General features: G+C 69.3%; 19 protein-coding genes. 11 read left to right on the top strand and 8 right to left on the bottom strand.

Annotation, left to right across the window (positions count from 1 at the left end; translation table 11 throughout):
- Positions 1-27: 27 nt before the first annotated feature.
- The 8 genes from sctJ to asnB all read left to right on the top strand — a co-directional run bounded on the left by sctJ (position 28) and on the right by asnB (position 8392).
- Complete coding sequence (gene sctJ / locus DIE23_RS00195; protein ID WP_124610254.1) at positions 28-912, top strand: type III secretion system inner membrane ring lipoprotein SctJ; 885 nt, start codon at positions 28-30, stop codon at positions 910-912.
- Positions 909-1649: a SctK family type III secretion system sorting platform protein gene (locus DIE23_RS00200; RefSeq protein WP_124610255.1), complete on the top strand. Its 741-nt coding sequence runs from the start codon at positions 909-911 to the stop codon at positions 1647-1649. The genes sctJ and DIE23_RS00200 overlap by 4 nt, the downstream gene beginning before the upstream one ends.
- Complete coding sequence (gene sctL, locus DIE23_RS00205) at positions 1631-2260, top strand: type III secretion system stator protein SctL (protein WP_124610256.1); 630 nt, start codon at positions 1631-1633, stop codon at positions 2258-2260. The genes DIE23_RS00200 and sctL overlap by 19 nt, the downstream gene beginning before the upstream one ends.
- Positions 2257-3642: a type III secretion system ATPase SctN gene (gene sctN, locus DIE23_RS00210; protein WP_124610257.1), complete on the top strand. Its 1386-nt coding sequence runs from the start codon at positions 2257-2259 to the stop codon at positions 3640-3642. The genes sctL and sctN overlap by 4 nt, the downstream gene beginning before the upstream one ends.
- On the top strand, positions 3635-4309 hold the full coding sequence (locus DIE23_RS00215; RefSeq protein ID WP_124610258.1) for a hypothetical protein: 675 nt from the start codon (positions 3635-3637) through the stop codon (positions 4307-4309). The genes sctN and DIE23_RS00215 overlap by 8 nt, the downstream gene beginning before the upstream one ends.
- Complete coding sequence (sctT, locus tag DIE23_RS00220) at positions 4303-5112, top strand: type III secretion system export apparatus subunit SctT (protein WP_124610259.1); 810 nt, start codon at positions 4303-4305, stop codon at positions 5110-5112. Before DIE23_RS00215 ends, sctT begins: the two co-directional genes overlap by 7 nt.
- 24 nt (positions 5113-5136) lie before the next feature.
- Positions 5137-6168, top strand: coding sequence for an EscU/YscU/HrcU family type III secretion system export apparatus switch protein (locus DIE23_RS00225; protein WP_124610260.1), 1032 nt, complete (start codon positions 5137-5139; stop codon positions 6166-6168).
- 256 nt (positions 6169-6424) lie between these two features.
- A complete protein-coding gene (gene asnB, locus DIE23_RS00230) occupies positions 6425-8392 on the top strand; it encodes an asparagine synthase (glutamine-hydrolyzing) (RefSeq protein ID WP_124610261.1) in 1968 nt (655 codons plus the stop codon).
- 70 nt (positions 8393-8462) lie between these two features.
- Here the strand turns inward: asnB and DIE23_RS00235 are convergent, their stop codons facing one another.
- The 6 genes from DIE23_RS00235 to DIE23_RS00260 form a co-directional block, all read right to left on the bottom strand.
- Positions 8463-9263 (bottom strand): lytic transglycosylase domain-containing protein, encoded by an 801-nt coding sequence (locus tag DIE23_RS00235; protein WP_124610262.1) that lies wholly within the window; start codon positions 9261-9263, stop codon positions 8463-8465.
- Positions 9260-9934 carry a type III secretion system export apparatus subunit SctR gene (gene sctR, locus DIE23_RS00240; RefSeq protein WP_124485378.1) on the bottom strand — a complete coding sequence of 225 codons (675 nt, stop codon included), beginning with the start codon at positions 9932-9934 and terminating at the stop codon, positions 9260-9262. Before sctR ends, DIE23_RS00235 begins: the two co-directional genes overlap by 4 nt.
- Positions 9935-9937: 3 nt before the next feature.
- Positions 9938-11110 (bottom strand): type III secretion system cytoplasmic ring protein SctQ, encoded by a 1173-nt coding sequence (gene sctQ / locus DIE23_RS00245; RefSeq protein WP_124610263.1) that lies wholly within the window; start codon positions 11108-11110, stop codon positions 9938-9940.
- Between the two features lie 357 nt (positions 11111-11467).
- On the bottom strand, positions 11468-11866 hold the full coding sequence (locus DIE23_RS00250; RefSeq protein ID WP_124610264.1) for a winged helix-turn-helix domain-containing protein: 399 nt from the start codon (positions 11864-11866) through the stop codon (positions 11468-11470).
- Between the two features lie 474 nt (positions 11867-12340).
- Positions 12341-14551 carry a xanthine dehydrogenase family protein molybdopterin-binding subunit gene (locus DIE23_RS00255; RefSeq protein ID WP_124610265.1) on the bottom strand — a complete coding sequence of 737 codons (2211 nt, stop codon included), beginning with the start codon at positions 14549-14551 and terminating at the stop codon, positions 12341-12343.
- 2 nt (positions 14552-14553) lie between these two features.
- Positions 14554-15015: a (2Fe-2S)-binding protein gene (locus DIE23_RS00260; protein WP_124610266.1), complete on the bottom strand. Its 462-nt coding sequence runs from the start codon at positions 15013-15015 to the stop codon at positions 14554-14556.
- Between the two features lie 180 nt (positions 15016-15195).
- Here DIE23_RS00260 and DIE23_RS00265 point away from each other — a divergent pair, with 180 nt between their 5' ends.
- Positions 15196-16122: an AraC family transcriptional regulator gene (locus DIE23_RS00265; protein WP_124610267.1), complete on the top strand. Its 927-nt coding sequence runs from the start codon at positions 15196-15198 to the stop codon at positions 16120-16122.
- Between the two features lie 548 nt (positions 16123-16670).
- Entirely contained in the window at positions 16671-18092 is a 1422-nt protein-coding gene (locus tag DIE23_RS00275; RefSeq protein ID WP_260435906.1) for a sigma-54 dependent transcriptional regulator, read from the top strand.
- A gap of 35 nt (positions 18093-18127) precedes the next feature.
- Here the strand turns inward: DIE23_RS00275 and DIE23_RS00280 are convergent, their stop codons facing one another.
- On the bottom strand, positions 18128-18619 hold the full coding sequence (locus DIE23_RS00280) for a hypothetical protein (protein WP_124610269.1): 492 nt from the start codon (positions 18617-18619) through the stop codon (positions 18128-18130).
- Positions 18620-19010: 391 nt separating this feature from the next.
- On the opposite strand from DIE23_RS00280, the gene DIE23_RS00290 reads away from it, so the two are divergent.
- Positions 19011-19688: a response regulator transcription factor gene (locus DIE23_RS00290; protein WP_124610270.1), complete on the top strand. Its 678-nt coding sequence runs from the start codon at positions 19011-19013 to the stop codon at positions 19686-19688.
- Positions 19689-19812: 124 nt separating this feature from the next.
- Here the strand turns inward: DIE23_RS00290 and DIE23_RS00295 are convergent, their stop codons facing one another.
- A complete protein-coding gene (locus DIE23_RS00295) occupies positions 19813-21366 on the bottom strand; it encodes a methyl-accepting chemotaxis protein (RefSeq protein WP_124610271.1) in 1554 nt (517 codons plus the stop codon).
- Between the last annotated feature and the right edge of the window lie 302 nt (positions 21367-21668).

The raw sequence follows: 21668 nt of genomic DNA on the forward strand, positions 1-21668 counted from the left end.
CCGCGCGCGCGATGAAGCGGACAAACGATGACGACGATCGATTCGACGCCGCGCAGCCATGCGTGGCGCAGCCGGGCGGCGCGTGTGCTGCTCGCGGGGCTGCTCGCGCTGCTGGCGGGCTGCCAGAAGGAGCTTTACTCCGGCCTGTCGGAGCGCGACGCGAACCAGATGGTCGCCGTGCTCGGCGACGCGGGCATCAGCGCGTCGAAGGACAACGACGCGCGCGACACGTCGGATCGCAACGCATGGCAGGTGAGCGTCGCGGACGGCGACATGCAGTCGGCGCTCACCGTGCTGCAGGCGAACGGGCTGCCGAAGCCGAGCTATGCGAGCCTTGGCGAGCTGTTCCAGAAGCAGGGGCTCGTGTCGACGCCCGCCGAGGAGCGCGTGCGCTACCTGTACGGCGTGTCGCAGGACCTGTCGCGCACGCTGCAGGACATCGAGGGCGTGGTGGTCGCGCGCGTGCAGGTCGTGATTCCGGAGAACGACCCGCTCGCGGACAAGATCAAGCCGTCGTCGGCAGCCGTGTACATCCGCTACCGGCCCGGCGTGGACCTGCGCGCGATGGCGCCGATGGTCAAGGATCTCGTCGCGCACAGCATCGAGGGGCTGCAGTACGACAACGTGTCGCTGTTCCTGCAGCCGGCCGCCGCGCGCACGACGCGCGTCGACGGCATCGGCAGCGCGGTGTCGGACATCCTGCGGCTGCGCTCGCCGCTCGGCTGGCTGGTGTTCGCGCTGATCCTGCTGACCTGCGCGGTGATCGCACTGTCGGCCGCGCGGCGCGGGATGTTCGGCGCCCGGCTGGCCGGGCTGGTCGGCACGCCGCGCGGCGCGAACGGTTCGGGCGGCGGGACCGCGCAGTCGGGCGGCAGCCTGCGCACGCCGGACGGCGCGCGCGACGGCGCATGAGCGAACACGCCGCGCTGCCGCCGGGCGCCACGCCCGACGCCGCGCCGCTGCCGTGGCTGCAGCCGCTCGCGCTGCCGCCCGCCGGACGGCGTGCGGCGTTTCACGCGCTCGTCTGCGAATTCAACCTGCGGCCCGACCGCTATCTGCACGTGACGCGCGTGCCGGCCGAGTGGCCCGCGCGCTATCGCTCGCCCGACGCGTTCGGCCCGGCCGGCCGCAAGCTGCTGGCGCGCCACCTGCTCGACGCGAACGGCATGGCCGGGCACCACGACTTCGACGTCGCCAGTCCGTGTGCCCGGCTCGCGCTGCTGCCCGGCGCGGCGCTCGAGCAGCTCGCGTCGTATGCGGGGCTGCTGCTGCATCGCGGCTGGCTGCGCGACGCGCTGACCGTGCGGCGCATTCGCGCGGAAGTCGCGGCGAAGCTCGGCGGCGACGCGCTGGAGCTCGCGCTCGAGCGCGCGCCGGAATTCGGCGCGCTCGCGGACACGCTCGAACCGTGGCGTGCCGATCCGGCCGCGCTGCCGGTCGTGATCCGTGCGCGCGGCGGCCGGTTGCTCGCGGATTTCATCGGCGTGGCGGGCGACGCGGTCGCGCGGCGCGCGCGCCTGAAATTCAACCGCGCGATCGACGACGAGGCGCCGTACTGGCTCAACCGCGCGCAGCGCGACCAGTTCGGCGAATTGCTGTTCCTGTTTCTGATTCCCGAGAGGCTTGCGTCATGGGACTGGCTTTTCTGATCACGAGCGACAACCTGCAGCTGCTGTCGGAGCGCAAGGTGCTCAAGGAGCGCGAATACGCGGCGCTGCTCGACGCCTCCGCGGTGATCGCGACCGCGCGCGACGAGGCCGCGCGCATCGTCGCCGACGCGCAGCGCGAATTCGACAAGCGCCAGGCGGCCGGCTATGACGAAGGGATGCGCCGCGCGCAGCGCGAGCATGCGGCGCAGGCCTACACGCAGGCGCTGGCCGCCGCGCGCACGATGGAGTCGATGAAGGATTCGATGGCCGACATCGTCGTGAAGGCCGTGCGCGCGATCGTCGGCGAGATGGGCACGCAGAAGCTGTACGAGGCGGCGCTCGCGCGGATCGCGCCGCTCGTGCGCGACGAGGCGTTCCTGATCGTGCGGGTCGCGCCGGGCCGCGAGGACGAGATGCGCGACGCGCTCGAGCGCGCGTTCGCCGGCCAGTCGAACCGGCAGAGGATCCGCATCGTCGAGGATGCGCAGCTCGAACGTCATGCGTGCACGGTCGAGACACCGTCCGGGCGCATCGACGCGAGCCTCGATCTGCAGATCGACGCGCTGCGCCAGGCGATCCGCCGCGACGCGCTGAAGGGCACGACGCGATGAACGCGCCGCTCGACGATCCGCAGCCGTTCGGCGCCGGTAGCGACGACGATGCCGCGCCGTTCGATCGCGGCCGCCTCGTCGGCGATCTCGACGCGGGGCTCGCGTTTTTCTCGCCGGTGTCGGTGCAGGGCCGCGTCAATCACGCGGTCGGGCAGATCCTGAACGCGACCGGCATCCGTGCGCGGCTCGGCGAGATCTGCGAGTTGCGCACGCCGAACCAGCCGACGCTGCTTGCCGAAGTGGTCGGCTTCTCGCGGCAGACCACGCTGCTCACGCCGCTCGGCGACGTGGCCGGCCTGTCGCCGGAGACGACCGTCGTGCCGTCCGGGCGCGAGCATGTGTTTCCGGTCGGCGAAGCGCTGTTCGGCCGCGTGCTCGACGGGCTCGGCCGCCCGCTCGACGATCTCGGGCCGGTGACGGGCGCCGCGTGGGTATCGACGCAGCAGGACCCGCCGAATCCGCTCGCGCGCAAGATGATCGACACGCCGTTCCCGACCGGCGTGCGCGTGATCGACGGCCTGATGACGCTCGGCGTCGGCCAGCGCGTCGGCATCTTCGCGCCGTCCGGCGTCGGCAAGAGCACGCTGCTCGGGATGATCGCGCGCGGCGCGCAGGCCGACGTGAACGTGATCGCGCTGGTCGGCGAACGCGGCCGCGAAGTGCGCGAGTTCATCGAGCACAGCCTGTCGCCCGAGGTGCGCGCGCGCTCGATCGTCGTCGTGTCGACGTCCGATCGCCCGGCGATGGAGCGCGTGAAATCCGCGCTGGTCGCGACCGCGATCGCCGAGCACTTCCGCGACGCGGGCAAGCGCGTGCTGCTGCTGGTCGACTCGCTGACGCGTTTCGCGCGCGCGCAGCGCGAGGTCGGCCTCGCGAGCGGCGAGCCGCCGACGCGGCGCAGCTTCCCGCCGTCGACGTTCGCCGTGCTGCCGCGCCTGCTCGAACGCGCGGGGCAGGGCGCGACCGGCTCGATCACCGCGCTGTACACGGTGCTCGTCGAAGGCGATGAGGAATCCGATCCGATCGCCGAGGAGGTGCGATCGATCCTCGACGGCCACATCGTGCTGTCGCGCAAGATCGCGCTCGCGAACCGCTATCCGGCGATCGACGTGCTCGCGAGCCTGTCGCGCGTGATGCCGCTCGTCGCGAGCCGCGCGCATCAGCAAGCGGCCGCGCGCGTGCGCGAGCTGATCGCGAAGTACCAGGAAATCGAGCTGCTCGTGCAGATCGGCGAGTATCGCGAAGGCAGCGACCGGCTCGGCGATCTCGCGCTGCGTGCGCGCGATGCGATCGGCGCGTTCTGCGCGCAGGCGTCGCATGAGGACGTGCGATTCGACGCGCTGCTCGCGAAGCTGACGAAACTCGCGCACGACCATGTCTGAAGCCGACGACCGCCTCGTGCTCGCGACGCTCGCACGCCTGAAGCGCGTGCGCGAGATGCGCAGCCAGATCGCGCGCGTGGCGGCCGCGCGCCAGCAGGGCGTCGCCGCGCAGAGCCGGCGCGCACTCGACGCCGCGCACGCCCAGCTCGCGCAACAGGTCGCCGCGAAGGCCGCGATCCAGACGCGGCTCGCCGACGACGTGCGCGAGGCGCGTGCGCTGCAGAACGCGGCGGCCGATACGCGCACGTTCGACCGGCATATCGGCGTCGCGAACGCGTCGGTCAGCGAGGCCACGCACGTGCATCGCGATCACGAGGCGACGCTCGCCGACCTGCAGCGCGCCGCGCGCAAGGCGAAGGCCGCCGAAGACAAGCTCGACAAGGCCGGCGAGAAGGCGCTGCAGGCACGCGCCGCGCGGGTCGAACGCGATGCCGACGAGGTCGCGGACGCGCATGCGGTGCGGCGCTTCGCGACGGCCGGCGTGTGGGCGGGCGATGCGCAGGGGCATGCATCGGGGCAGCCGGACATGGCCGCCGCGTTCGATGCGGAGATGGTGTCGCGACCGGCGGATGCCGATACGGCCGATGCTGCCGACACGGCCGACTCGACCGTTGCAGCCAACCCCGCCGACGACCCGGCACCCGCCGCCGCGGAGCGCCGATGCTAGACCACGCGGCGAACTTCAACGATATCGCCGGCACGCTGCGTCCGCTGCTCTACGTGATGCCGCGCCTGCTGCCGATCATGTTCGTCGTGCCGGTGTTCAACGAGCAGATCGTCACGGGCCTCGTGCGCAACGGGATCGCGGTCGTGATCGCCGCGTTCGTCGCGCCGGTGATCGACCCGGCGCAGGTCGCCGCGCTGCCGTTCCTGATGTGGTGCCTGCTCGTCGCGAAGGAGGCGGTGGTCGGCATGCTGCTCGCGGGCGCGTTTAGCGCGGTGCTGTTCGCGATCCAGGGCGTCGGCTATCTGATCGATTTCCAGACCGGCAGCGGCAGCGCCGCGTTCTTCGATCCGATGGGCGGGCACGAGGGCGGCCCGACGTCGGGCTTCCTCAATTTCGTCGCGATCGCGCTGTTCGTCACCGCGGGCGGCCTGCAGGTGCTCGTGCAGTTGTTCGCGCAGTCGTATGCGTGGTGGCCGATCGGCTCGCTCGGCCCCGATTTCTCGTCGATGCTGGAGACCTTCGTCGTGCGGCAGACCGACACGATCTTCGAGTGGATGGTGAAGCTCGCCGCGCCGGTGATCATCGTGCTGGTGCTCGTCGAGCTCGGCATCGGCCTCGTCGGGCGCGCGGTGCCGCAGCTGAACATCTTCGTGTTCGCGCAGCCGCTGAAGAGCGCGCTCGCGCTGCTGATGATGGTGCTGTTCCTGCCGGTGGTGTACGCGTCGCTGCGTGCGCTGCTGAGCCCCGACAGCGGGCTGATGGCGCTGCTGCGCGCGCTGTTCGCCGCGCATGGCGGCGCGTGACGGCCCGCCGGAACCGGAGCGCCCATGGCCGAAAAGAACCAGCAGCCCACCGCGAAGCGCCTGCGCGAGGCGCGGCAGAAGGGCGACGTGCCGAAGAGCGCGGAGACGATCTCATCGGCGTTCTTCGTCGGCGTGTGCGTTGCGCTCGCGGTGGGGCTCGGCACGCTGTTCGCGCGGCTGCAGGCGCTGTTCCGGCTCGTGTTCGACGCGGCCGGCGCGGCCGATCCGTCCGCGCGGATCGCGGTGCTGATCGACGGCGCGGCGCGCGACTGGGCCATGTTGTCCGCGCAGATCGTCGCGGCCGGGCTGCTGGCCGGCCTGCTCGCGGGCTTCGTGCAGGTGGGCGGCGTGATGGCGTGGAGCCGGCTCGTGCCGCAGCTGTCGCGTCTCAATCCGGCCGAGGGGCTGAAGAACATGTGGTCGATGCGCAACCTCGTGAATCTCGCGAAGATGCTGCTGAAGACCGTGCTGCTGGTCGCGACGCTCGGCTGGCTGATCGTCGAGTCGCTTGACCCGGCGGTGCAGTCCGGCTTCACGCGGCCGATGTCGATTCTCGCGCTGATCGTGAAGCTGCTGATGCTGCTGTTCGGCTGGGCCGCGCTGATCTATATCGTGATGGCGCTGATCGACATCGTGCACCAGCGACGCGAGTTCAGCCAGAAGATGAAGATGTCGATCGAGGAAGTGCGGCGCGAGCACAAGGAAGACGAAGGCGATCCGCATGTCGAGGCGAAGCGCCGGCAGCTCGCGCGCGAAGCGCAGTTCTCGTCGCTGCCCGACCGGATCGGTTTCGCGTCGGTGGTCGTCTATTCGTCGAGCGTTGCGGTCGCGCTCTATTACGGCGGACCCGGCACGCTGCCATGGGTGCTCGCGCGTGGCGAAGGCGAGGCGGCCGAACGGATCGTGCGGCTCGCGCGCGACGCGCTGCGTCCGACACTCGCGAACGCCGGCCTCGCGCAGGCGCTGTACGAGAGCACGCCTGAAAAGGGCACGATCCAGCAGCAGCATTTCCGCGAGGTCGCGCAGTTGCTGAAGTGGGCGACCGGCGCGGCCTGACGCGCGCGACCTGTCGGGGCCGGAACACCGGCATGTGCGCGGCCCGGCGATACGCCGTGATGTGGACCTGTTTCCGGCTCACCGGGCCGATCGCACGCCGCGCTTGACGCCGTTTTTTTTCCGGAGCTGGTCAACATTCACCCATGAATTATTGCTGATTTATTTCTTCGTAATATGGCTCGACCGTCAGCCTGACGGCGGCCTGCGAGGTTGCGCCGCCGCTGACGGAACAGGTCAACAGGGGCGAACAAATCAAATGTGCGGAATCGACGGCTTTCTGAATAGCGTCGCCATCGATGAGGAGACAGCGCGCGGCACGCTCGCGCGAATGACGGCGAGCCTCGCGCATCGCGGGCCGGACGGGCAGGGCCTCTGGGTCGACCCGGAAGCCGGTATCGCGCTCGGCCATCGGCGGCTTGCGATCGTCGATCTGTCGGTCCACGGCCGGCAGCCGATGGCATCCGCGTGCGGCCGCTACGTCATGGTCTTCAACGGCGAAATCTACAACCATCGCGAGTTGCGCGCGGCGCTCGAGCGCGCGGGTCGCGCACCGGCGTGGCGCGGCCACTCCGACAGCGAGGTGCTGATCGCGGCGATCGCCGCGTGGGGCGTCGACGCGACGCTGAGGCGCGCGACCGGCATGTTCGCGTTCGCGCTGTGGAATCGCGCGTCGCGGGTGCTGACGCTCGCGCGCGACCGGATCGGCGAGAAGCCGCTCTACTACGGCCGGATCGGCGACGCACTGGTATTCGCGTCGGAACTCAAGGCGCTGCGCGGCTATCCGGGCTTCGACGGCACGATCGATCGCGACGCGCTGTGCCTGTACCTGCGCCAGTCGAGCGTGCCCGCGCCGCATACGATCTATCGCGGCATCAGCAAGCTGCCGCCGGGCACCTTCATCCAGTTCGAGCATGCGCGCGACACGCCGCGCGTGCGCGCGTACTGGACGCTCGAGCAGGCGATCGAAGCCGGCCGCGAGCAGCCGTTCGAAGGCAGTGCCGACGAGGCCGTCGGGCAGCTCGACGCGATCCTGCGCCAGGCGGTGGCACGGCAGATGGAAGCCGACGTGCCGCTTGGGGCGTTCCTGTCGGGCGGTATCGATTCGTCGGCGATCGTCGCGCTGATGCAGGCGCAGTCGGCGAAGCCGGTCGACACGTTCACGATCGGCTTTCACGAAGCCGGCTACGACGAGGCCGGCTATGCGAAGGCGGTCGCGCGCCACCTCGGCACGCGGCATACCGAGCTCTACGTGACGGCCGACCATGCGCTCGGCGTCGTGCCGAAACTGCCGACGATCTATGACGAGCCGTTCTCCGATGCGTCGCAGATTCCGACCTTCCTCGTGTCGGAGCTGACGCGACGGCACGTGAAGGTGAGCCTGTCCGGCGACGGCGGCGACGAGCTGTTCGGCGGCTATACGCGCTACTTCCTGACGCCGCGCCTGTGGCGCAAGCTGCATCGCGTGCCGGCGGCGGTGCGCGCGCGGATCGCCGCCGCGCTGCATGCGCTGCGCCCCGATCATGCGGACCAGCTGGCGGCGGTCGCGCAGGGCGCATGGGGCGGCGTGGAGGCACGCGATTCGGCGACGCGCATCGGCGACCGGCTGCACAAGCTCGGCCACGTGATGACGGCCGAGAGCCGCATCGGGCTGTACCGGCTGCTGATGTCGTCGGTGCATCATCCGGAGCGCCTCGCGCTCGCCGGACAGGAGCCGCCGACGCCGCTCGATACGGTGTCCGCGTGGCCCGCGCACCTGAGCTTCGCCGAGCAGGCGATGGCGATCGACACGCTCACGTACCTGCCGACCGATATCCTCGCGAAGGTCGATCGCGCGGCGATGGCGGTGAGTCTCGAGACGCGCATGCCGTTCCTCGATCATCACGTCGTCGAATTCGCGTGGCGCGTGCCCGCGTCGGTGCGCTTGCCGGAAGGGCAGCCGAAGGCGCTGCTGCGCCGGCTGCTGGACCAGTACGTGCCGTCGGCGCTGATCGATCGGCCGAAGCAGGGCTTTTGCGCACCCGTCGATCACTGGCTGCGCGGCGCGCTGCGCGACTGGGCCGACGCGCTGCTGCAGCCGTCGCGGCTGCGCGACGAGGGCTTCTTCGACGCGCAGGCGGTCGAGCGTTTGTGGCGGCAGCACCAGACGGGCCGGATGAACTGGCAGCACCAGCTGTGGACGGTGCTGATGTTCCAGGCGTGGCTGGAACATCAGCGCGCCGCATGAAGCGGGATGACGCAGCGCGCCGTGTCATGCCATGCCTGTCGTGCCCGTCATCCCGGCCGCGTGCGGCCGCTCACTGATCGAGACACCTCACGCACAGCCGCTTCGCCTGGCTCGCCGACAATCCACGGCACATCATCACGACCGGGCGCGCATGGCACGACGGCGCGTCGGCGGATGCCGCGGGCGACGCGAGCCTGTGCGCGCGTTCGGGCGGCGTGGTCGCGGCCGCGTCCATGCGCCGTTGCCGCGCGGGCGGCGGCGTATCGCTGACCACCGGAATCGGCTCGACGCCGCCTTCGCGTGCGTTGCGCCGCGCGCTCGCGACGACGCGGCTCACATAGCCGCTGGAGAACCCGGTCGTGAAGTTGCCGCTGTAGTAGCACGACAGCGCCGCGCGCAACGCGGCCTGCGCGGGACGGCCGGTGTTCGACGAGCGTGCGAAGCAGTCGGTCAGGATCGCGCCGCCCGCGCGCAGGTTGCGGCACGGTTCGAACATCGTCGTGTCGTCGAGGCCGTATTTCGTGAAATTTCGTTCGTTAACCTGAGCGAGACCGACGCTGTAGCTGAAGCCGCGCGCGGCCAGCTCGCTCGCGGTCGCGCGCGCTTCGTCGAGCGACGCGGGCTGGCGCGTCAGGTGGCCGCCGACCACGCCGATCGCATACGGATTGAAACCGGACTCGGTGCGTACCAGCGCGGCGAGCGTGTCGGGATCGACGTTCGGCGCGCAGGCGCGCGCGAGCTGCGCGAAGCCTGCGGCGTTGCCCGCCGCGTGCGCGCTGCGCGGCTGCATGCCCGCGCATGCGAGTGCCAGTGCCAGTGCGATCGTCGCGCACAGGCTCGCGACGGCGCCGCGCAGGCCGGGCGCATTCATCCCGCCCCCGACACGCGATACGACAGCACGAGCCCGTGCACGAGCAGCGACCAGCCGTCGAGCGCGACGAACAGCAGCAGCTTGAACGGCACGGAGATCGTCGTTGGCGAGATCATCTGCATCCCGAGCGCGAGCAGGATGTTCGCGACCAGCAGGTCGACGACGATGAACACGATATAGATCACGAAACCGATCTGGAACGCCTTGGTCAGCTCCGCGAGCGTGAAGCTCGGCACCAGCACGAGCAGGTCGTCGTCCTTGATGCCGTCCGCGCGATTCTTCGGCCAGACCGACGTCGCGGTGCGCACGAAGAATTCGCGGTCGCGCTGCCGCGTATGCGACACCAGGAAATCCTTGACCGGCGGCAGCGCGGCATCGGCGAGCGCGCCGATATCGGCGGTCGACAGCTGCCCGGACGCGTCGAAGTGGCGTGCCTGCAGCGCGTCGCGGATCGACATCCCGACCGGCGCCATGATGAACAGCGACAGGATCAGCGCGATACCGTTCAGCACGAGGTTCGGCGGCACCTGCTGGATCCCGAGCGCGGAGCGCAGCAGGCCGAGCACGACCACGAGCTTCGTATAGCTCGTCACCATCAGCGCCGCGAACGGCGCGATGCCGAGCGCGGCGATCACCGCGATCAGCGCGACCGGATTCGGCAGGCTGCCCATCGTTCAGCGCTCGCGCGGCGCGGGCTGCGTCAGCGTGACGACGCGTACGCCGAGCTTCTGGCCGACCGCGATCAGGTGGCCGGTGCCGATCAGCATCCCGTTCGCGACGAGATGGATCACGCTCTGGTTGATGCCTTGCTGCAGTTCGATCACCGCGCCGGGTTGCAGCGTGCCGAGTTCGCCGAGCGGGATCGACGTCGGAGGCAATTCGAAACGCAGGTCGACCGCGAGGCCGTCGAGCGAGCGCGGTGCGTCGTCCGGCGACGCGTCGTGCCCGGTCGCGGGCGGGGTGTCGGTGCGGGTCGGTTCCAAAGGCATCTCCCTGATTCGTTCGACGGTCAGCCGGTTGCCCGACGGCCGTCCGGTGATCTCCCACGCCGGCGCGGCCGGCACCCGCGCGATGCACAGCAGGTTCTGCTCGTGCGCGCGCCAGCGCTCGATCGCGATGATGTCGCCGCCGACGACGTCGGCCAGCTCGGCCATCGTCAACTCGGTCCGGCCGATCTCGAATACCAGCGGCACCGGCAGGCTCGCATACGCGGCAAGCGTGTCGGGCCGCGCGGCCGCCGGCGCCGCGAAGAACACGGCGAGCGCGTCCGGCGCATCGAACAGCAGCGCGCCGTGGCAACGCCATGCACCGTCGGCGCGACGCAGCTCGAAGCGCAGCGCGGCCGGCGCGGTGCGCCATGCGGGCACGCTCGCCGGCGGTGGCAGCAGTTCCACGCGCTGCCGCGTCGCGGCCTGCAGCACGGCCGCGAGCGGCGCGGCGAGGTCGGCGAGCAGCGCCGCGCGGATCACGGCCGGCACGGCCGGGTCGGCCGCGTCGCCGAGCCATGCGGTTTCCGCGACCGGATCGACCCACAGCGTGCCGGCGGCCGGGCCGATGACGAAGCGGTAGGCATGCGCGTCGGCGGTCGGTTCGGCATCGACGCGCCAGCGCACCTCGTACGCGTGCTCGCCGAGCGTGACCGGGACCGCGGCCGTCGCGCCGTACGCATGCGACAGCCCGCGCGCGGCGGCCGCGGACAGGCGCGGCAGCCAGGGCGACGCGTCGAGCGCGACCGCGGCCGGCGGGGGCGGGACGGCGGGCGCCGCGGCGGCCGGGGGGGCAGCGGCGGGCAGGGCCCGGTTCGCGGCGTCGCCGGCGTCGGCATTCGTCAGGGACAGCGCAGGCACGGCGGGATCAGGGCGGATTCGGCGTTGGTGCGACGGGTTGTGGTGGCCGGCGGCGCAGGGGGCGCGCGGCTGCTGCGTCGATTGTAGGGACGGTGCCGGCCGCGTGCCGCGCCGGAATCCGTAGTCGCGCGCGTCTACCGGCCGCGCGGGCGGCGGCGAGCTACGAAGCCTGTCGCGCGGTGGCGTGGCCGCGTGCGGCGTCGCACGCACAAAAGCGGCCGCCGCCCGGAGGCGGCGGTCGTGGTGCGGCGGGGCAGGCGTGCCGGGCCGCGAGCGCTGCACGTCGAACGCGCCGCGCGTTGGGGGAGCCTTGGCGGCGCGCCGTGCAGTGGCGGCGCGCGGGTGAGCCGTCGCGCGTTACGCGTAGTCGGCGGCCAGCGCCTGGTGCGGTGCGGCGCGCAGTAGCGGCGCCGCATCGTGGCGCTCGACGTGCGTCATGGCCGCGCCGAACAGCACCAGCCGATAGCCGACCGCATAGATCGGGATGATCCGCAGGTTCTTGTCGTGATCGAGCCGCAGCTTCGAACGGATGCGCGAGATATGGGTGTCGAGCGTACGCGACGACACGCCGAGCTCGCGGCCCCAGACCGCTTCCTGGATCGCTTGCCGCGGCACGATCTTGTTCATGTTGTCGAGCAGGAATTCGACGACATCGAATTCACGCGGCGTGACGTCGACGACTGTGTTGTCGATTTCGATCGTGCGGCGCACGAAGTTGATTTTTATGTTGTCGATGTACAGGTATTTGCAATCCATGTTGGCCCTCGCATGTCCGTAAAGGAGTGTTTGCGGGTCATGTACCGCAACTTCCGGGCCAGGGCTGGGCTGTCAGGAAACGACGGGTGGTGGGGGCGGGGTGGGCGGCGCGCCAGCCTTGAATCTAAAAGAATTTTTAACGCGGGATGCGGGGTGGGCTTTGGAGGGGTCGGAGCAATATTGAAGGATTGTTACGTAGCATCAAGCGGGAACGTTACGGACGTTACGGGCGGCGTAACGTGGGGGAACGCGCGGATTCCTTCCGGCTGGTCGGTGTCGGGTGGACTGCGAACCCTACATCGAACCCTGCTCGAATGAACTGGTTTCCACGCAAAATCAAGAGGTTGGCGGGGATTTTTGCCGACTTCGAACCCTACATCGGAACCCGCTTCGCCGGCATTTCGACAATACGCAGGCAATAAAAAAACCGGCCGCGCGACGTTCCCGTCACGCGGCCGGCGTTTCACCCGCCCGTCAAGCCTTCGCCGTGTCGCCCGAATCGAACGGCAGCACGTAATGCCGTTTGCCGGTCGCCGCGAAGATCGCGTTGGCGACCGCCGGCCCGATTGGCGCGACGCCCGGCTCGCCGACGCCGGTCGGTGCCTCCGCCGACGGCACGATATGCACCTCGACCTTCGGCATCTCCGCCATCCGCAGCACGTGATAGCCGTCGAAGTTGCGCTGCTCGACCTGGCCGTCCTTCAGCGTGATCGCGCTGTGCAGCGCCGCGCCGAGCCCGAAGCCGATGCCGCCTTCCATCTGCGCGGCGACGATGTCGGGGTTGATCGCGATCCCGCAGTCGACCGCGCACACCACGCGCTCGACCTTCACCTTTCCGTCGGCGTCGACCGACACCTCGGCCACCTGCGCGACATAGCTCTTGAACGCCTCGGCCACCGCGATCCCGCGCCCGCGGCCTTTCGGCAGCGGCTTCGCGGGATCCCAGCCGGCCTTTTGCGCGGCCAGCTCGAGCACCGCGCGCATCCGCGGCTCCTTCGCGAGCAGGTCGCGGCGGAACAGGTACGGATCCTTGCCCGCCGCGTGCGCGGCCTCGTCGATGAACGCCTCGACCGCGTAGGCCGTGTGCGAGCTGCCGACCACGCGCCACCACAGCACCGGCAGGCCGACCTTGGTGGTGGTGAGTTCGACCGACACGTTCGGCACCGCGTACGGCAGGTTCGCCGCGCCCTCGACCGACGTCGCGTCGATCCCGTTCTTGACCATGAACGCTTCGAACGGCGTGCCCGCGAGGATCGACTGGCCGACGATCCGGTGGCGCCAGCCGACCAGCCGGCCGTCGGCGGTCAGCCCCGCGTCGAGCTTGTGGAAATACATCGGGCGATAGAAGCCGCCCTGGATGTCGTCCTCGCGCGTCCACTGCAGCTTGACCGGCTTGCCGTCCGCGCCGAGCGCCTTCGCGATCGACACGGCCTCGACCACGTAGTCTGACCACGCGTTCGCGCGCCGGCCGAAGCTGCCGCCCGCGTACAGCGTGTGGATCCGCACCTGCTCGGGCTTCAGGCCCGCGACCCTGGCCGCGTTGGCCTGGTCGACCGTCTGGAACTGGTCGCCGGCCCAGATCTCGCAACCGTTCGCCGTCAGCTTGACGACCGCGTCGAGGGGTTCCATCGGCGCGTGCGCGAGATACGGGAATTCGTAGGTCGCGCTGATCTTGCGCGCGGCACCCGCGATCGCCGCGTCGGCATCGCCGTCCTTGCGCGCGGACGCGCCGGGCTTCGCGGCGAGCTGCCGGTACTCGCGCATGATCTCGTCCGAGCCGCGCTTTTCGGCGTTCGTTTCATCCCATTCGACCTTCAGCGCGTCGCGGCCCTGTTTCGCGGCCCAGAAGCCGTTTGCGACGACCGCGACGCCGCCCGGCACCTGCACGACCGACACGACGCCCGGCACGGCCTTCGCGGCCGTCGCGTCGAACGACCTGACTGTCGCGCCGAAGCGCGGCGGGCGCTGCAGCAGCGCGACGCGCATGCCGGGGAAGGTGGTGTCGAGCGTGAAGTGCGCGGTGCCGTTCGACTTGGCCGACGCGTCGACGCGCGGAATGCGATGGCCGATCAGCTTGAAGTCGGCCGGCTGCTTCAGCGTGACCTGGTCGGGCACCGGCAGTTTCGACGCGTCGGCGACGAGCGTGCCGTAGGCGGCCGTCTTGCCGCTCTTCGCATGCGTGACGACGCCGTTGGCGGTGGTCAGTTCGCCCGTCGGCACCTTCCAGCGCGCCGCCGCGGCCGACACGAGCATCGCGCGGGCCTTGCCGCCCGCTTCGCGCAATTGCTGCCACGAGTTCGACATGGCCGAGCTGCCGCCCGTGCCCTGCATCGTGCCGAACGCGAGGTTCGCATAGCGCTTCGCATCGGCCGGCGCGCTTTCGACGCGCACGCTCGACCAGTCGGCGTCGAGCTCCTCGGCGACGATCGTCGCGATGCCCGTATAGGCACCCTGGCCCATTTCGACGTGTTTTGCGATGACCGTGACCGCGCCGTCGGGCGTGATGCGCAGGAACGCATTCGGCGCGAAGTCGGCGGCGGGTGCCGTCGCGGCGAGCGCGCGGCGGCCGAGGCCGGCCCATTCGAAGCCGATCGTCAGGCTGACGGCGGCCGCGGCGCCCGCGGCCTTCAGGAACGTGCGGCGCGACGGTCGCACCGAACCGGGGTTGTCGAGTTCGATCGTCATGGTCAGGCTCCCAGTGTCGCGGCCGCGTCTTGGATCGCGGCCCGGATGCGGGCGTAGGTCGCACAGCGGCAGAGGTTGCCGTTCATCGCGGCGTCGATGTCCGCGTCGGTCGGCTTCGGGTTCTGTTCGAGCAGCGAGGTGGCCGACATGATCTGGCCGGACTGGCAATAGCCGCACTGCGGCACCTGCAGCTTCACCCAGGCGGCCTGCACGGCCTGCGCGGGCTTGCTCTGCAGGCCTTCGATCGTCGTGATGTGCTTGCCCGCGATGCCGGCGAGCGGCAGCACGCACGAGCGCACGGCCTGGCCTTCGAGATGGACGGTGCACGCGCCGCACTGCGCCATGCCGCAGCCGAACTTCGTGCCGGTCAGCCCCGCGTGCTCGCGGATCGCCCAGAGGACGGGCATCGACGGATCGGCGTCGAGCGTGACACTCTTGCCGTTCAGGACAAACGTGGTGGGCATTTTTTGTCTCCGTGGGGAAAACCCGGCATGCGCCGGACCAGGTGGCAGTGTGCGCGAACGGCCGATCTTTACGTCTACCCAATTCTGCAAATTTATTGAACAATCCTGCAAATCCCGGGCGCGCCGGCGAGCGATTCGCTATGCTTCCGCGACTCAGGGAAATGAAGCGAGGAGTCCGTCATGGACATGACCGATATCGCGGCGTCGCGCGAATCCGGGCGGCGCGAACTGGCGTCGCTGATCGGCCGTTTCGCGCCGTCGGACGGCTCCCACTCGACGGCCGTGCCGGCGCTGATGCTGCACCGGCATGCGCATCCGGTCGATCTCGGCTGCGGCGTGTCGCGCGCCGCGCTGGTGATCGCCGCGCAGGGCGCGAAGCGCGTGATCGTGGCCGGCCAGGCTTACGAATACGACACGCGGAATTGCCTGATTACGTCGATCGACTTGCCGATCCTCTCGCGCGTCACGCAGGCGTCGCCCGACGCGCCTTACCTGTGCCTGTCGCTCACCCTCGATCTGCAGCGCATCGTCGAACTCGCGGCCGAGATGCGGCTGCCCGAGCACGATGCGGGCCCGGAAGGCGAGGGCATCGCGCTCGCCGAGTTGACGCCGCCGCTGCTCGATGCCGCGCTGCGGCTGTTGCGGCTGCTCGATACGCCGGCCGACATTCCGGTGGTCGCGCCGCTGATCGAAAAGGAACTGCTGTACCGGCTGATGACGAGCGGGCAGGGCGCGCGGCTGCGGCACATGGCCGTCGCGAGCAGCCAGACGCACCGGATCGCACGCGCGATCGAATGGATCCGCGATCACTATGCGGAGCCGATGCGCGTCGACACGCTCGCACAGGCGGTCAACATGAGCGTGTCGTCGCTGCACCATCACTTCAAGCACGTGACCACGCTGAGCCCGTTGCAGTACCAGAAGCAGCTGCGGCTGCACGAGGCGCGGCGGTTGCTGTTGCGGCAGGGCGGCGACGTCGGGTCGGTGGCCGCGACCGTCGGCTACGAAAGCGCGTCGCAGTTCAGCCGCGAATACAGCCGGCTGTTCGGCGCGCCGCCGATGCGCGATGTCGTGCATCTGCGCAAGAAGGAACTGCTCGGCACGTAGCGGCGGGATGGGTCATGTCGCCGTGACGCGCGTCGGCCGCATCCGGATTGACTCCTTCTGGCCACGCGCCCGAACCGTCGATCGCAGCGTGATTCCGTCGACGGTTTCACGGTTGAATCAATTGCGCTTCGATTCCGCCGGCGCGGGCCGATTCCTCCGGCGTTGCTTCGTGTCATTCGATCGTCGGACGGCGACGCCCGTTGTCGCGATACATTCGTGAAACGAAACATGCCGGCCCTCGCGATCTGATGGAGCATCGCCGCGGCCGGCGGCGCGCCGCCGTCGGCGGAATAACGCGTGGCATGCCGCTTGCGTCAATGGACGTACCGGCGAGCGGTCGACGTGACGCGATCAGGATACGGGTTGGCCAACTCGCCATAAGCCAGTCGGGGGCATCCGGATCGGCCTGGCTATTCGTCCCGACAACACAGCATGCATGCGTGCCGATGACGGCGGTGTTCGTCGAACCGCAGATCGGTACGCATCGCGTCGTGTTCGGCAGACAAGGAAACTTTCCTGCACGGACAACCCTGCGCGACGAGGCCATCGTGAACCATTGCTGCTCCATCAGTCTGTCAGACCCGCAGGACGGCGAACGCGCCGCATGCACGCCGCCGTTCGTCGCGGTCCGGCGTCACCATGCCGTGCTGTCGCGCCCGCTCGTATACCTGTCGCAGCATCCCGACGCCGGTCTCGTCGACTGTCTCGCGTCGCGCGGCTGGGATGTGCGGCGCGCGAAATCCGTTGCGGACGCACTCAATCTCGTGAAGACGAACCGCCTGCATGCGGGCATCGTCGATTTTGACGACTTCGCGTCGCCCGACGTCGCGTTGTTCGAGGCGCTGCTGCGCGATCCGCGGATCGGCTGGGTCGCGCTCGCCGACAGCGAGCGGCTGCGCGACGCCACCATCGCGCACCTGATCCGCCGGTGCTGCTTCGACTACATGTGCAATGCGATGGCCTACACGACGATCGGTTATCTTGTCGGCCATGCGTACGGGATGCTGAAACTGGCGGAAAGCGATCCGGCCGTCGATGCCGCGCCGCCCGGCGGCGTGATGATCGGCGCGTGCGACGCGATGCGTCGCCTGTTCGCGACGATCCGCAAGGTCGCGGACACCGAGGCCGCCGTGTTCATCGCCGGCGAATCCGGCACCGGCAAGGAGTTGACCGCGGCGGCGATCCACCAGCATTCGTCGCGCGCCGACGCGCCGTTCGTCGTCGTGAATTGCGCGGCGATTCCGTCGACGCTGCTGCAGGCCGAACTGTTCGGTCATGAGCGCGGCGCGTTCACCGGCGCGCATCAGCGCAAGATCGGCCGCATCGAGTCCGCGCACGGCGGCACGCTGTTTCTCGACGAAATCGGCGACATGCCGTTCGAGAGCCAGGCGAGCCTGCTGCGGTTCCTGCAGGAGGGCACGATCGAGCGGCTCGGCGGGCACACGTCGATTCCGGTGGACGTGCGGATCGTGTCCGCGACTCACGTCGATCTCGAGTCCGCGATGCAGGCGGGGCGGTTCCGCCCGGACCTGTACTACCGGCTGTGCGTGCTGCGCATCGACGAGCCGCCGCTGCGCGCGCGCGGCCGCGACATCATGCTGCTCGCCGAGCATATGTTGCAGCGCTATCGCGGCGACAGTTCGCAGCGGATTCGCGGCTTCATGCCGTGCGCGATCGAGGCGATCCACAACCATGCGTGGCCCGGCAACGTGCGCGAGCTGATCAACCGGATCCGTTTCGCGGTCGTCATGGCGAACGGCCCGCTGATCTCGGCCGCCGACCTCGAATTGGACCAGTACACGTTGCACCGGCCGCCGACGCTCGCGGAATCGCGCCGGCGGGCCGAGCGGCGCACGATCGAGGAAACGCTGTTGCGGCATCGGCGCCAGCATGCCAACGCCGCGGCGGAGCTCGGGATTTCGCGCGCGACGCTATACCGCCTGATGACCGCGCATGGACTGCATGACTGACGCCGGTTGCACCCGCGCGGCCGCGGTGGGCCGCGTCAGGCCGGCCGTTCGAAGCCCGATTCGACCCAGCGTGCGGCGCTGGCCTTGTTGAGCTTGAACCCGGCGGACACCTTCGCGTCGGCCAGCAGGTCGCCGTACGGGTCGAACGCCTTCAGCTGCGCATACGGCTCGAACTCGTCCGGCACGATGTCGAGCGTGACCGACACATCCTGCCCGTCGCCGTCCTGCACCGTCACTTCCTTGTGCAGCATCGCGCGGCGCTGCTGCTCGTGACGCATCAGCACCTCGGTCGCGGTCTTCACCAGCGTGCGGAACGCGTTCGCGTCCATCGGCTTCGGGTTCTTCTTGTCGCGACCCATCGTCCACGGGCCGACGAGCGCGGGCTCGGCTTCGCCGTCCTTGATCATCTCGACGGCCCAGCCGTCGTCGTCTTCGTTCTTGATGATGCGGGCCGTCCAGCCGTTGTCGCGCCAGAGGCCGTCTTCGCGGATGGTGGTGTCGTCGGATTGCAGATCGGATTCGGTCATGGAGGAAGCGGGGAGTACGGGCCGCCGGCGAACGGGCGGGGCGCGCGGCCGGGAACGGCGCGCTGCCCCTGGCCGGTCGCCGGGTGCCCGTATGCCCGGAATGGCATGCAAAGGCCGCAATTTTACCCCGCGGGCCGTCCGTGCTGCCCGCGCCACCCGCAACGTTGGCCGTCCGGCCGATTCCGGATGCCACCGAACGGTCGAATCGGCGCAAATATCAAACTCGTATTACGTTCCAGCAGGCCAATCTATACGCCGTCCGATATCCCGGTCGTGCGCCGCTTCCTAGAATAACGGTCGGGATAAAAATATCCCGAACGTCGATTCAACGCCGATCCGGCCGCGCACGCATTCCGTGTCGCGCGGCCCGGCGAACCTTCTGGAACTGCGCATGGGGAAATTCAGTATTCGCACTGTTTTCGCGTACGACTGGCCGCTGACGCTCGCGGGCATGGAACACATTGCCGGCGACGCGTGCGCGATCGATCTCGTTGGCGTCTCCCGGACTCCGGGGGAACTGGTCGAGGCGCTTGGCAGCCTCGAGTGCGACATCGTGCTGGTCGACTATGCGATCCGCGGCGACGTGCAGATGGACGGCCTCGCGCTGTTCGACTGGCTGCGCCGCACGCGCCCGAACGTCGGGATCGTCGCGCTGGTCGGGAACGAGAATCCGGTGATCTTCCGCTCGATCCTCGCGCAAGGCGGCGCGAGCCTCGTCAGCAAGTTCGACGAAGTCGGCCATATCGTCACCGCGATCCATTCGAGTTACAGCGGCGGGCGCTATCTGTCGCCGCTCGTCCGGCGCGCGCTCGATGCGCTCGCCGAACACGACCAGCCGCCGGTGAAACTGTCGACGCGCGAGATCGAGGTGATACGCCTTTATCTGGCCGGCGTGCCGATCAAGACGATCGCGCAGCGATTGAACAAGGGCAAGCAGACGGTCAGTGCGCAGAAGATCAGCGCGATGAAGAAACTCGGCGTGACCAACGACATCGAGCTGATCCAGCGGGCGGCCGGGATGGGGTTCGGTGGTGCCAAGGCCGTGGGCCGGCCGGGCGGCGCGGGGTAGACGCGGGGTAGACGCGGAAGAGACGCGGAAGAGACGCGGAGCCGGCACCGCGCGTTGCCGGCCCGTCAGGCGGAATCCGTCGGAATTCGTCGGATTCCGCGGGATTCCGACGGATGAGGCGACGTCAGGCCGGCAACGCGAACCGCGTGACCGCGTCGCGCAGCGCTTCGGCCTGGTCGCGCAGCGAATGCGCGGCGGCCGCGGCTTCCTCGACGAGTGCCGCGTTCTGCTGCGTGACCTGGTCCATCTCGCCCACCGCACGGTTGACCTGCTCGATCCCCGCACTCTGTTCGCGCGACGCATGGCTGATCTCGTCGAGGATCTCGTTCACGCGCCGCACCGACTGCACGATCTCGGCCATCGTCTCGCCCGCGCGCGTGACGAGCGTCGCGCCGTGCTCGACGGTTTCGTTCGACGACACGATCAGCGACTTGATCTCCTTCGCGGCCGTCGCCGAGCGTTGCGCGAGCGAGCGCACCTCGGCCGCGACCACCGCGAAGCCGCGGCCCTGTTCGCCCGCGCGCGCCGCTTCGACGGCCGCGTTCAGCGCGAGGATGTTGGTCTGGAACGCGATCCCGTCGATCACGCCGATGATGTCGCCGATCTTGTGCGAGCGGTCGGTGATCTCGTTCATCGTGCGCACGACATCGTCGACCACCTCGCTGCCGCGCGTCGCGACCTGCGCGGCCTGGCCGGCGAGCGTCGCGGCCTGGGCGGCGCTGTCCGCGTTCTGCTTCACGTTCGCGGTCATCTGGTCCATGCTCGACGCGGTCTGCACGAGCGCGGCCGCCTGTTCCTCGGTGCGCTGCGACAGGTCGGTGTTGCCTGACGCGATCTCGCCCGCGCCGACGTTGATGTTCTCCGTGCCCATCCGCACGCGCGACACCATGTCGATCAACCCGCTCTGCATCGTATGCAGTGCATGCAGCAGGCTGCCGCGGTCGTCATGCTTCACGTTCACGCGTGCGGTCAGGTCGCCCTGCGCGATGCGCTGCGCGGCGTCGAGCGCCACTTCGAGTTCGCCGCCGAGGTTCGCGCGCACGCTTTTCAGCACGAGCACCATCACGGCGGTCGCGATCGCGCCGAGCACGGCCGTCATCGCGAGCCAGCGGCCGACGCTCGCGAGCACGGCCGAACGCACGTCGTTCATGTACATGCCCGTCACCAGATACCAGTCCCACGGCGCGAAGTGCTGCACCGCGCTGGTCTTGTCCTGCGGCTTGTCGGCGCCCGGCTTCGGCCACAGATACTCGACGAAGCCCTTGCCGCCTTCCCCGTTGCCGGCCTTCACGATCTCGACGAACAGATGCTTGCCGTTCGGGTCCGTGAAATTCGACATGTCCTTGCCGTTGAGTTCGGTCTTGATCGGATGCATCACGATCGCCGGCTTCGAGTCGTTGATCGAGATGTAGCCGTCGGTGCCGTAGCGCATCGCGGCGATCGACTCGAGCGCCTTCTGCTTCGCGTCGGCTTCCGGCAATGCGTTCTGTTGCGACAGCTTGTAGTAGTGGTCGGCGACGTTCGTCGCCTGCGCGACCAGCGAAGCCAGCTGGTCGCGGCGGTCGGTGATCATCGACGCGTGCGTTTGCCACGCGCCGATGCCGGCGATCACGAGCAGGCCAAGCCACAGAATGACGATCATCGAGGCGAGTTTCTGGTTCAGGGAAAGGGTGCGCATGGGTAGTGAGGTCGGTCGGTCGAACAAGCGCGCCGGAACGGCGTGACGGGATAACTCTTTGACGGCTCGCAACGCACGTTGGCGTAGACGGGAAATCCCTTAGAAACGGCCGCAGCCCGACACCATCGGGCGCGGTACGGGAATCTATGCATATACATATTCGGCATCGCTATACTGTCGGGCGATGGCGATGGCGATGGCGATGGCGATGGCGATGGCGATGGCGATGGCGATGGCGATGGCGATGGCGATGGCGATGGCGCGTCGTGCCCGGACGGTCGGGCGCGGGGCGGCGACGTCGA

This window comes from Burkholderia sp. Bp9143, assembly GCF_003853645.1.
Classification (GTDB): Bacteria; Pseudomonadota; Gammaproteobacteria; order Burkholderiales; family Burkholderiaceae; genus Burkholderia.